The organism is Prevotella sp. P5-126 (assembly GCF_002251185.1).
Classification (GTDB): domain Bacteria; phylum Bacteroidota; class Bacteroidia; order Bacteroidales; family Bacteroidaceae; genus Prevotella.
The window spans coordinates 1-12,362 of sequence record NZ_NPIZ01000101.1; the positions used below are offsets into that span (position 1 = coordinate 1).

The 12,362-nt window shown below is 42.3% G+C and carries 12 protein-coding genes and 1 pseudogene; 7 read left to right on the forward strand and 6 right to left on the reverse strand.

Annotated features, from left to right (window positions below):
- Positions 1 to 257, reverse strand: a pseudogene (locus CIK90_RS11690) (IS1380 family transposase); the annotation flags it as partial.
- A gap of 170 nt (positions 258 to 427) precedes the next feature.
- On the opposite strand from CIK90_RS11690, the gene CIK90_RS14270 reads away from it, so the two are divergent.
- From CIK90_RS14270 to CIK90_RS11705, 4 genes are read left to right on the forward strand one after another with little or no spacing between them, the layout of a single operon-like run.
- Positions 428 to 565, forward strand: a complete 138-nt coding sequence (locus CIK90_RS14270) for a hypothetical protein (RefSeq protein WP_158216065.1) — start codon at positions 428 to 430, stop codon at positions 563 to 565.
- A 3-nt stretch (positions 566 to 568) separates the two neighbouring features.
- Positions 569 to 1,672, forward strand: a complete 1,104-nt coding sequence (locus tag CIK90_RS11695; protein ID WP_094465556.1) for a hypothetical protein — start codon at positions 569 to 571, stop codon at positions 1,670 to 1,672.
- Positions 1,673 to 1,674: 2 nt separating this feature from the next.
- Positions 1,675 to 2,337, forward strand: a complete 663-nt coding sequence (locus CIK90_RS11700; RefSeq protein WP_094390693.1) for a hypothetical protein — start codon at positions 1,675 to 1,677, stop codon at positions 2,335 to 2,337.
- 8 nt (positions 2,338 to 2,345) lie between these two features.
- Entirely contained in the window at positions 2,346 to 3,368 is a 1,023-nt protein-coding gene (locus CIK90_RS11705) for a M14 family metallocarboxypeptidase (protein WP_094390694.1), read from the forward strand.
- Between the two features lie 27 nt (positions 3,369 to 3,395).
- On the opposite strand, the gene CIK90_RS11710 is transcribed toward CIK90_RS11705, so the two are convergent.
- Positions 3,396 to 4,556, reverse strand: coding sequence for an MFS transporter (locus CIK90_RS11710; protein WP_094465558.1), 1,161 nt, complete (start codon positions 4,554 to 4,556; stop codon positions 3,396 to 3,398).
- Positions 4,557 to 4,667: 111 nt separating this feature from the next.
- Between CIK90_RS11710 and CIK90_RS11715 the strand changes: the two genes are divergently transcribed.
- Positions 4,668 to 5,600: an AraC family transcriptional regulator gene (locus CIK90_RS11715; RefSeq protein WP_094465560.1), complete on the forward strand. Its 933-nt coding sequence runs from the start codon at positions 4,668 to 4,670 to the stop codon at positions 5,598 to 5,600.
- 78 nt (positions 5,601 to 5,678) lie between these two features.
- Here the strand turns inward: CIK90_RS11715 and CIK90_RS11720 are convergent, their stop codons facing one another.
- Complete coding sequence (locus tag CIK90_RS11720) at positions 5,679 to 6,113, reverse strand: DUF4384 domain-containing protein (protein WP_094465562.1); 435 nt, start codon at positions 6,111 to 6,113, stop codon at positions 5,679 to 5,681.
- 277 nt (positions 6,114 to 6,390) lie between these two features.
- Here CIK90_RS11720 and rd point away from each other — a divergent pair, with 277 nt between their 5' ends.
- Together rd and CIK90_RS11730 are read left to right on the forward strand one after the other, a co-directional pair.
- Entirely contained in the window at positions 6,391 to 6,552 is a 162-nt protein-coding gene (gene rd, locus CIK90_RS11725) for a rubredoxin (RefSeq protein WP_094390698.1), read from the forward strand.
- A 54-nt stretch (positions 6,553 to 6,606) separates the two neighbouring features.
- The gene (locus CIK90_RS11730) at positions 6,607 to 6,981 is read left to right on the forward strand and encodes a desulfoferrodoxin (RefSeq protein ID WP_094435764.1); all 375 of its coding nucleotides are present in this window, start codon (positions 6,607 to 6,609) and stop codon (positions 6,979 to 6,981) included.
- Positions 6,982 to 7,089: 108 nt separating this feature from the next.
- Here CIK90_RS11730 and CIK90_RS11735 read toward each other — a convergent pair whose 3' ends face one another.
- From CIK90_RS11735 to CIK90_RS11745, 3 genes are all read right to left on the reverse strand, one after another.
- On the reverse strand, positions 7,090 to 8,835 hold the full coding sequence (locus CIK90_RS11735; protein WP_254046351.1) for a sulfatase-like hydrolase/transferase: 1,746 nt from the start codon (positions 8,833 to 8,835) through the stop codon (positions 7,090 to 7,092).
- 279 nt (positions 8,836 to 9,114) lie between these two features.
- Positions 9,115 to 10,173 carry a GNAT family N-acetyltransferase gene (locus CIK90_RS11740; RefSeq protein ID WP_094465564.1) on the reverse strand — a complete coding sequence of 353 codons (1,059 nt, stop codon included), beginning with the start codon at positions 10,171 to 10,173 and terminating at the stop codon, positions 9,115 to 9,117.
- Between the two features lie 353 nt (positions 10,174 to 10,526).
- The gene (locus CIK90_RS11745) at positions 10,527 to 11,339 is read right to left on the reverse strand and encodes a DUF4384 domain-containing protein (RefSeq protein WP_094465566.1); all 813 of its coding nucleotides are present in this window, start codon (positions 11,337 to 11,339) and stop codon (positions 10,527 to 10,529) included.
- Positions 11,340 to 12,362: the final 1,023 nt, after the last annotated feature.

Here is a 12,362-nt window from a genome sequence, read left to right on the forward strand (position 1 = left end):
CATGTACGAAGGGTAGGATGATACGAGAGATGGCGCATCAGTTGTGACGTTACATCTTCCACGCATGAGCCGCCACAGAAATAAACGCTCATCAGCGAACGGACTATCTCGCTGAACTGATATCCGAAGATACTGCTGCATCTCTGACCCAGTGTTGAGTCGATAACGGGTGAAAGCATGGAGTCAAATTTCTCCATGATTGAAAAAATTCCTCCAAAAGGTGTGAGTTTCTCAGATTTAATTTGTATTTTTGCCATGTCATATTAGAGTTTTGCTTGTTTTCTTTTTGCAACACTAAGATAAGTGAAAATTCTGACATGGCAAAATCCTGGGCAACTTTTTGTTGCTCAGGAACTTATAAATAAAGTTAAATTATAGTGTTGCGGAATTAAGGTTACTGAAAAAACTCCACGACACCAAGGGCAATGTGACATTGGGCGAACTGAAAGACTATGTAGAGTCTAATGTCTATCAAACCAGTACCGTGAAATATAAGACGCAGACCCCTACCCTCACCATATCGGCAGCCAACGAACAATCATTGTTGAACATGAAACTCCGTTAACCCATGATCAAGAAATACATCCTACTCCCACTGTTGCTGATTGCCGCAACATTTGTTTATGCGCAACCTCAGCGCAAAGTGTTATTGACGCTCAAAAAGGGCGAAATACTTTATTATGCCGAATATGCCAGCAATATGCGCATTAATGGTCATAAGTTTACTTGTATTCTTAACGATACGCTAAATGACAAAAAGATCTTTATCCACAACGGGGAACGAAAAGTAACAGCAAGCGAAATCTACGCTTATAACATCAATCCTGACGATTTCAACAAATGCGTCTTTGAATATTACAACAATATCAAAGGTACTGACAAACAGCAACACTACCTATCTTTATATGGAGTGAATTATGGACCATACGAAGGCATCGGCTACTACTACGAGACCGACAAATACAATGATTATACCAAACAGACAAACATCGACTATGCCCTCCCCCATGAATTTAGCTTCACGCTCATGGGCGAAGACTATTTTCACTACGAAGACGGTAGTATTCTCGACGCAAAAGAAACGAGATACGAATATCAAAGTCCGAACAAACAACACGAGATCCACATTGATCATTCCAAACGCTTTGTCACCTTGGATGACAGAAGATTTATCATCCCGATTCCTATGGATGGAAACTGTAGTAAATACGATCCAAGAGTCTGTCTGTTTGACGATGGTACTTGTTTCTATGAGCAGACCTGCGAGATGACTCCCGGAATCAAAACATTCCAGTTCTTTATCACTCCAACAGCTATCAAACAACTCATCGTAGGAAAAGAATACTACGATTTCGACAAACATCAGGTACTACCTTATAAAAAAGATGCAGATTATTCAGGTTCTATTGATTACATGCTGTGGCCTTACGAACGCCTTGGATGGGATTACAAGAACCACGAATTAGTTACAACCTACAACTTCACCCTTCAAGACAAGAGCAAACGCCATCTTTTTATCGCCAATTGGAAGTATGATTACGTATTGATTGACGGAAAGAAATACGGAAAGCACTGCCCTATAGATGCTTTCTACGACGAAGATACCAATGCCTTTGCATGGACCACTATCGAAGGCAACGAGATTGTGCTCTATACTTTTGATCTCAACTGACAATGTGGCTTACCATTCTCTTTGCCATCACCACATTCTTCTCTGACTACCACAGAGAGGCTCAATGTGCTATCGACCTTTTCAACCAACATTCGGAGATAAGGACTGAACTCTGCCATTATCTCACTGAAGAAGAGAGCCGCATGGCACAAGCCATCGTCATGCCCGAAGTGGCAATGTACACCAAACTGGGTGGACAGATGGAATATCGCACCCTTTGTCTGATGTATATTCTCCACAGCAAGGCTGAGTTCAGCATCGGCCTGTTTCAGATGAAACCCTCGTTTGTAGAACAACTCGAACAACAACTGGCTGCCGATAAAAACTTGAAAAGAAAATATGCCAAACTCTTCATCCACAAGCGCAACGCACGCGAATGTAGAAAAATACGCATGGACCGCATGATGCAACTGAAATGGCAGACTCGCTATCTGGCTGCCTTCGTGGATATTTGCAAGCAAAAGACTGCCAACATCCACTTTACTTCCACGCAAGAGCTGTTGCGTCATTGGGCAACACTCTATAATGCAGGACTGCATCGCAGCGCTGCCGATGTCAATCGCTTGCAGAGACTCAAACAGTTTCCTCACTTCCGCAACAAATACAACTATGCCGATGTGGCATGGGAGTTCTATCAGCAACTCAACAATACAACCTACAAATAGTATAAGTCATGAAAAAACGAATCCCGATTACGCTGACAATATGGATACTGCAAACGCTCTTGGCAACTGCTGTCCACTGTCAATCCCTTCAGTTTGTAGAGACCGACCACCAACACTACACCTTCGGCGAAATGATCACAGACCTCGATTCCATCGCCAAACGCTATCCCGACTTTGTGAGTTACGAACTTGACAGCGCCACAACCCTACTGGGACATCGGTTGCCTGTGGTGACACTCGGCAACCGTTCGGCTCGTCACCACATCATGGTACAAGCCACCATGCACGCTCGCGAATATATGGCAACACAACTCACCATGGCACTCCTCGAACATTATGCTCAGATGTGCTATCAAGACATTTGTGAATATAAAGGCCAACGCATCAGCAATCTGCTGCAACAGGTGTGTTTTGTCATCATCCCGATGGTCAATCCCGACGGAGTGGAGATTGCACAAAACGGCAGCAACGGTCAACTGACCGATGAAGTGAAACAATGGGTAAGGCAGACTGAAGACAACGGCACCTCGCATACAAAAATCAAAGCCAATGCCAACGGGGTGGATATAAACCGCAATTTCGGCAATGGCTTCAACAATCCGTTTACTTCAAGCCGTAAGACCCATCGCAGTTTCAATTTCTATTCGGGCTTGTTGCCCTACTCCGAGCCAGAGAGCCAACTGATGCTCCGTGTGTCGCAGCGCTATGACTATGACCTTTTTCTCAACTATCACACATCCGGCAACATCATCTATTACGGATGTCAGAATGCAAAAAAATACGTCAACAAGTTAGCCCACGACTATGCCAAACTCATCCATTGCCACACCAATTATCCACTCTATGGTCCAGATAGTGCTCCTGCTGGCGGCACATGGGCTGACGACGTAGAGATTATCTACCAATGTCCCAGCGTTACCGTAGAATTAGGAAGTACCAATCCCGTACCCATCTCGGAGTTTCCTGCCATATTCGAAAAGCATAAAAATGTTTGGGCTGACCTCGCTATCGAAGTGCTGGACAACCCATAGCCTCTATACTTTTTAATGCATTTCCCGTCAAGAATGGGAAAGTGCAGTCTTGGTAGATTTTCTGTAAAGCAACATCAGACAGACAAAACCCAACAAACAGAAAGGAATACCGGCAAGTGCCGTATAACGCGGTGTGCAACCAAACGAGATGGGCAATCCGCCAACAAATGCACCAAGCGCATTACCAAGATTGAACGCCATCTGTACGCAGGCACCTCCCAGCATCTCACCACCTGGTGCATGACGCAGAATGAGGAATTGCTCAGGACCGCTTACGGCAAACAAACAGCCAGCCACTACCACCATAAGCACTACCGAGAGCCATCCATAATCGGCAAGGAAGAAAATCAATATCAGTCCGACAACGGCAAGAAGCTGTGTGGCTGGTGCAACACGATAGGCTGAATAGCGGTCGGAAAGCACTCCACTCAGTATGTTGCCGAGCACCATTCCTGCACCAGCGGCTATCATCAGCATCGGAACTTGAGTCAATGCAAATCCACTCTCTTGCGAGAGCAACGGAGAAATATAACTGTACCAACAGAACACGCCACCATTGCCAAGCAATGTTGCCGTAAGTATCAACCAAGGAGCACTGGAGCTAAGAAAGCGAAACTGCCCTTTGAAACCTGTCACTGGCAAGCGATCCATATTGGGCACCCAGCGCCAGATACTGCAAAGGACGAGCAAGGCACATATACTGGTAATGAGGAAAGGGAATCTCCAAGACCATGTGGAACAAAGCCAAGACGACACCGGAACACCCATCAGGTTTGCCACCGTCATTCCTGCTATCATGGTTGATACTGCCTTACCCTTCTTATCTTCGGGTGCAAGATGCACAGCCACGATAGACGCTACTCCGAAATAAGCACCATGGGGCAGTCCTGAAATGAATCTTGCCACCAGAAACAACCAGTAGTTTGGAGCAAGCACAGAGAGTACGGCACCCGCAAACATCACCAATGCCAAAAACAGCAAGACACTCTTGGGCTTGAATCTATAGCCCACAATGAGTAGCGGTGCACCAACTGCCACACCTAAAGCGTATGCAGAAATCAGGTGTCCTGCCTGCGGAATACTAATCGACAAACTTGATGCTACTTCCGACAAGATAGCCATCATGACATATTCAGTAATACCTAATGCAAAAGTGCCAAGAGATAAGGCAAAGAGAGCTTTCTTCATTTGTGTTTTCAATTTTCGTGCAAAGATAGGGTAAGAAAGTAAGGTATAATTGGTAGATATTATCAAATAATTGTCTAATTTTGCACCGACAAGCATTATACCTGATCGATTATGAGGAAATATTCAAAGTCAAAGGATATGGTTAACGACGAGAAACAACCTGCGTATGAGGTGCTCGACTACGACACAGAGGGAAAGTCGTTTCGCTATCTGCATCATGAGGTGCCGATAAGCGAAGAGATTGCCATCCACTTCCATCCTGAATTGGAAATCAACTGGATAGTGCGTGGCTATGGTATGCGCATTGTTGGCACCTGCCATGAGTTTTTCTCACAAGGTGAAATGGTATTCATGCCAGGCAGCATGCCCCATTGTTGGATATACGATCCTGAGTCGTGTGGCGATACAGGTCGCAAGGAGTCGCATGTGTGTCAGTTGTCTGCCAACATGTTGTTGCATGCCTGCATCATATTTCCCGAACTGAAACCTGTAGTCAACTTTCTGCTTAGTCTGCGCCAAGCATATCTGATTACGGGCAGCAGCAAAGCTGTAGTCTGTCAGCAACTATTGGCGATGGAGCATGCTGATGATGCCATGAGGCTGTGTCATCTGTGGTCTGTCCTTACCTATATAAGTCATCACCCTGCCGATTTATTACCCATTGGTAAACCGGAAGACACCACGTTTGAAATGAATCAGAGTATTGAACAGATGCGCAAACTATTGGACTTTATATCGCTTCATTATAAAGAGGAAATCAGGCTCAATGATATTGCCCAGCATCTGAATCTCAGCACAGCGTCATTCTGCCGATGTGTGAAGCAGGCCACTGGTCAAACATTCATTGCTTATCTCAACAGTTATCGGTTAAACAAGTTTTGCGAACTGTTACAATCTGACACAACACAGCGCATCAACGAATTGGCATGGGCATGTGGCTTCAGCGACATCCCCTATTTCAATCGGTTGTTTAAGAAAGTAAAAGGCATGACTCCATCCGCATGGATTGCAGAGAGTCGGAAGTGTGTGGAAACAAAGTCGTAAGATTTGAGCGAGTCTGAGACATCAGAATGAGACAAAACTGGCTGCTTCCAAATACTGTATGAAATATCTGCAAATTCGTCAAGGCTGCCCTTTAATAACGATATTCTTCACTTCCACTGCCATATCAAGGTCGTTGCGTCGGCAACGGGCAAGCCATTTCCTGAAGTTTTCTACTGTGGTCTCCCTGGGCATGAGTTCTGTTGTTGAACGGTCGATGGTCTTGGTCAGAGGATTGGGTGAGAAAATGATGTAGATCTGATTATACTCTTTGTTTTCTTGACTGTTGAGTATGTATTCATCTACTAACGAAGCGATACTGCGGTCAGCATCCTTAGGTGAGAAAAGCACATAACGACGGTTTGCCTTTACTGGAAAATTGCCTGTCGTCTGTTGGCGATAAGGCAAGAGGCAATAGGCTTTCTGACTCTCATCGATGAGATAAACCAGACAATAACCATCAGTGGGCGACTGGAAAGAGAACACCGTGTACATGATACTGACAGCCTTCTGCATGAATTTCTTCGACTTAAAAGAGCGTTTTCGTTAAGCCAAATATGCTGAGTTAAGCTTGTTTTCACTATGCCATGGCGAGAATAGATGCACTTAAATAAATGCGCATTTAACATCATTTACAGAAAAAAACTTGGAAGCTATCCATATATTTTCCATATTTGCCAAATCTATCACTCGTTAAGCCGTAGAACATCATCCTTATAGATCATCAATTCGGCAAGCGACAGATAGTGAGAGTAATCAACCCTAAGAAATAACTTTTTAAAAACCAAGAAACATGAAAAAGTATGTATGTGATGTATGTGGATGGATTTACGACCCAGAAGTAGGTGATCCCGAAGGCGGTATTGCACCAGGAACAGCATTCGAAGACATTCCCGATGATTGGGTTTGCCCTCTTTGCGGAGTTGGCAAGGACGAGTTTAGTCCAGTAGGCTAATCTACGTTCTCAGACTCTATATTCATTTAACTTTTAATATTAGGAGGAACTATCATGACAAAAATAAAACAAGTATATCGCTGCCCCATCTGCAGCAACGTAGTAGAAGTATTGCACTCTGGAGCTGTTCTGAGTTGCTGTGGACAACCCATGCAACTGATGGAAGAAAACGCTACCGACGGAGCCTACGAGAAACATGTACCTGTTATCGAGCCCATAGAGGGAGGTTTTCGTGTCAAGGTAGGAAGCGTGGAACACCCCATGATTCCCGAGCACTATATCGAATGGATTGAACTCCTCACTCCTACCGATGTGCTTCGTCATGAATTGAAACCAGGCGAGAAACCTGAAGCTATCTTCATGACTAATGCCACAGAGGTGACAGCACGCGAATATTGCAACCTACACGGACTGTGGAAAGGCGAATAATACATTTCTCACTCATTTATACAAACAAGGACAACGAGTACTAATGCTCATTGCCCTTGTTTTTTATTTATTCTGTTGACGAATGGCATACGACTACAGATATAGAAGCTACTTAAAGAAACGATTCAGTTGCTTCACAGCCTTATCAAATTGCTTGACAGGCAAAGTATAGTTCTTCACAGGATTCATCTTGCTATCGTATACATCAAGCGACCCCTGTGGAGTCTTTTCCAAAATACTATCTTTGTCGATAATGAAAGCATAATTCAGATTGCTACCTACTATCTGCCACAGACGGGGTGAACTATCAGTCATAAGCCTGCCCATAGAATAGTCGTCTTCAGGATTCTTCACGCCTAAATATTCCTTCATCAACGTAGGGACCACATCATAATGAGTCGTACGATGTGCATACTGATGTGGCTGTTGTCCTGGCACATGCCATATCATTGGAACTCCTATCTGATGAATAGAGAAATTACTATTGTGTCCCCAGTAATTGCGATGATTCTCATTAAACTCCTGACTATGATCGCCAGTGATCATAACCAAAGTATTCTCCAACAATCCTTGCTTCTTCAAAGTCTCAAACACTCTGCCTAAGAGTAAATCATCTTGGTAGCAAGTATTGCGATAAAGATTCCAAAAAGGAGTGGGATCCATATTGTTGTTCAGTTTCGTGTAGTCGGCAAAGGCCCATGCTGGCTGAAAACGCGTATTCTTATCGGCAGGTAACTCAAAACTATGAGGAAGGTCAAAGAAGAGGAACGAGAAGAAAGGCTTTTTCTTGTCCTTTCTACCTTCCACATCGGAAATAAAGAGATTGGTAATACGAGTATCTCGGTCCAAGGCTGTCTTACCCTCAGTCTCTGTTCGTATACCAGGTACACCACCAAAGATAACCCTGCCGAAAGGAGGGTCTGCCCATGTAGCACTGGGATAAGTATGAATATCATAACCTAAAGCCTGCAACCTCTGTATCAAGAGTGGTTGCACATGAGCAGGTTCAAAACTTTCCCAATAATAGCAAGACAAACCGAAGAAAAGGCTAAACACACCACTCCTCGTACCATTGCTTCCACTCGTATGATTAGTATACCATTGATTCTGTTTAGCAAACTGATAGGTATGAGGCATGCACTCAGGAGTCAGCGCCCTGCGATTCCATGAATCAATAAGAATAACTACAATATTGGGTAAAGAATCGGGCTTTTCCGCTTCTAATGGGTGTATGGGATATTGCAAGTCTGTACTATGTCTGCCCTGGGTATTCCCCATTCCTCTTGGTTGTTTGAATCCCCACTTGAGCAGTAAACCATTAGAAGTAGTAGGAAAATAATAAGGTAATAAGGTGGCACTCTTCATAACCGACTGATGCTGATAGAAGGCTGCATATACATGCCAAAGATGCGCATAAAGCATACTGCCTACAAAGATGCCTACCATCAGCCAAGCATAGGCTTTTCTTCTCCATAACCAAAAACAATGAGACAGATACCACACTCCCACTACGACAGCTGCGACAACAGCAAAGAGTCCTACTTCCTTAAGATAGAGCAAGATATCAAAATTGAATATCTCGCCTGCACCCTTGCCAAAAACCATACTCAACACAAAACCATTGATATGGAAATGATAGATGGAAAAAACCTGCGAGTTGAGGTAATTGAGCACACTGAGCAACACCACTCCAATTATCTGCACCACCAGAGCCGTCTTTCTGTATCGACACAACAGGAACAATAGACTTAAGAGATAAGGCACCAATGCAAACTGCGAAGCATGACTCACGCAAGATGCAGCAAAGAAAACCCATCCCTCCAAATCCATATAGTCGAGAATGGAACTATCCACAATATAAAAGCCAAACTGAATGGCTATCAATATTGTAAAAATGCATAAAACAAAAAACCTTGTTTTATGCTCTTTATCAATTGATTTTTATAAGTCATATTTAGGTAAACCTTAATTCCGCAACACTATTATAAATTAAACTTTTTAAGTACCTGAACAACAAAAAGTTCTTAGACTAGCTATGCGGCAGAGCCGAGCGGCCCAGGATTTTGCCATGTCGAAGAATTCACTTATCTTAGTGTTGCAAAAAGAAAACAAGCAAAAACTCCTTCTTTTTCTTTATATCCGCTTTTCTATGCGGCAAAGTGGTTCGTTTATGCCACCCATTTCCTTTTTATATCTTTCGTCGCCACGACACATGTCGAAGTCTACTATACCTTCGTTCATCCAAAGCTTTGTAGCCTCCAAAATAAGCAATATACCTGGCGAATAGCGACTAAAAGAGGTGTCGATAGCAAGACGTGGCATAAGTAGATTTTTGTTATGACGATATACAATCATAAATGCTGCAGGCTTTTTGTCTATTTCCAAAACATAAAGTTGAGCATCTTTTAGCTTTTTCAAGCTTGCTGTAGCGCAACCGTTTTTCACCTCGTAGACAGCCTTTAAGTAGGTGGTGATATTGCTGAAAGCATTATAGCTCTTGTGTCGCCAAGCCATCTTACGTTTGAAATAGAAATGCCAAAGATAGCGCAAATAGCTGTCGGAAGCCATATTGTCGTGGTTAAACACTTTTAGCTCCATTTTCTTACCATCTGTGGTAAGATGATTATACGACTTGCGAATATTCTTATATATATTTTTAGGTAGCGACGACACATATTCTTCGTGAGAAGCAAATTGTGTTAATGGTACATGAAAGCTTGTACGCTCGATAGTATTATTGTCGATTAGCTTCATTATTTTAGCAAAAGGAGTTTGACACGGCACATCAGCAAGGCTTAGCGTCATTCCCTTACATGAGGCTACTATATGGTCGGCAATAGCCTTCATTATCTCCTCGTTGCCTTCGTATGTATATGGGCAAACCATATTCAGCACACCTCCTACTCGGCATGATGGTATTCGTGCCTTTTTTGATGAGCGTGTAACAGCAAAAGGAATAATGGCGAAAGGTTTACCATCTACTGTTATTAAATCGTAGCGCATAATGGTAGTAAGTATTCCTAAACCATCTGTAGAATGGTGAGCAATGAAGTAATTCCATTCGTATGTCTGATAGTAGGTATAGTTGATGTATGCAGATGTTTTGTTTTCTGCTATCTTGTCGAGCACAAGCCATTGATTCCTAATGCTTTCTATCTTGCTATGTTGACTAATAGATATATTATTTTTCATAAGTCTTATACAATAGTTCGTTAAAATTTGAGTATATGGCTACGCAGCCTTAGGCTGCCAGCCAATGAGTTCTTAGACTAGCTAAGCGGCAGGGCCGAGCGTCCCAGGATTTTGCCATGTCAGAGGATTCACTTAATTTAGTGTTGCTGTAATAATCAAACAAAACCTCATCAGACATGACAAAAATACAAATAAAATCTGAGAAACTCACTCCTTTTGGAGAAATTTTTGCAATCATGGAGCAATTTAACCCAAATCGGTCTTTATAAAATTACAAGATGCTTGTTCTAATGATTTGGTTAAAACAAATGATATATATAACCACCAATAAGCCCAATTGGTATTGATTTTCTTCATTTTTCATGCCCTTTAATAACGATATTCTTCACTTCCACAGCCATATCAAGGTCGTTGCGTCGGCAACGGGCAAGCCATTTCCTAAAGTTTTCTACTGTGGTCTCTCTGGGCATGAGTTCTGTGGTTGAACGGTCAATGGTCTTGGTCAGAGGATTGGGTGAGAAAATGATGTAGAGCTGATTATACTCTTTGCTTTCTTGACTGTTGAGTGTGTATTCATCTACTAACGACGCGATACTGCGGTCGGCATCCTTAGGCGAGAAAAGCACATAACGACGGTTTGCCTTTATTGGGAAATTGCCTGTCGTCTGTTGGCGATAAGGCAAGAGGCAATAGGCTTTCTGACTCTCATCGATGAGATAAACCAGACAATAACCATCAGTGGGCGACTGGAAAGAGAGATAGAGTTGATCGTTGGTATTGAAGCGGTCGGTTTCAAACTTATCGTCGGTGCCATTACACAACACTTTTGCCATAAATTCCACCTTGGCTCTTTTTATTTCGCGCGCCTTTCCCTTTACTTTTGCTGTGATGAGAAAACCATCATCTTGTGGTATTACGGTTATATCCGGTTTACCGACGGTCTCTATCCATTCGCCATTCACCTCGTATTCTGCCACCTGTACAAACTTATCGATAGATTCACTACTGGTTTCTTTGGCAAACGACGAATTGGTCATCGATACGGTAGTTCCAAATTCGTCTGCCAATGCTTTGATTTTAGCTCTTTGCAAGGCATAGTCCTTGGCTTCGCGCAACGTGACATTTTGTGGTGCTGCGTATGTATATTCACCTGCTACGGTTTTCACCTTCTACGCCATCAGCATGATGGGACAAAACAACATGGCAAAAAGCATCGTAAACTTCATTCTATTCATCATCTTTATAGATATCAAATTTGTAATGGTTAGCATACTTATTGTTTCACGCTGTAAATATAAGGATTATTTCCGGTTTTACAAAGTCTATTTTCACATTTTTATTGTAGCAGTACGAGGATGGCTCATTCATACTCAACATGAAAACCAATCTCTATATACTAATGTACGCACGCGCACATACGCGCACGCGATTCGTCAACTTTTCGACCACCGACCACCAATTACGCATAACAACCTATCATATAGCATCTTACAACGGTGGTCAAAAGATATTCAAATGAGTGATCGACCACCAATCGACCACCAATCAATATCCATGTCTGCCTATACAGTCTCCCCTTCAACACCATTCATTATTACTTGATAACAATAGGGATAGTACCTTCTATGACAGGCCATATTGTTCATTGTGTTTGTACAACATTACACAACATTTGGCCAAACGTTGGAAAACACCCTTGCCAAACGTTAGAAAATACTTTTATCAACGTTGGAAAACACTTTTGTCAACGTTGGATAATACTTTTATCAAACGTTGGATAATACTTTTATCAAACATTGGATAATACTTTTATCAAACATTGGATAATACTTTTATCAAACGTTGGATAATACTTTTATCAAACGTTGGATAATACTTGAAAATAATATAGTAGTTTACACAACTGCTCGTTTTCCAGGTATTTGTGTCAACTGCAAGTGTTATTGCATCTATTTCTTTTATTTGTGCCAACAGCTATGTTCTGTTCATAGACCTAATAACACCACACTGGTTTTGTAAATGTTTAAGCCATAAAACAAACGCCACCATGTAAAATTATAATCACTAGTGTCCACTAAAAACGATTAACAATCGTTGTAAGTGGTTGATATGCGACAAAATACGAGCAAAAAATGACTCTATGGGTTAGAAATGACTATCTTTGCAGAAAATTACAATCTGTAACTTAC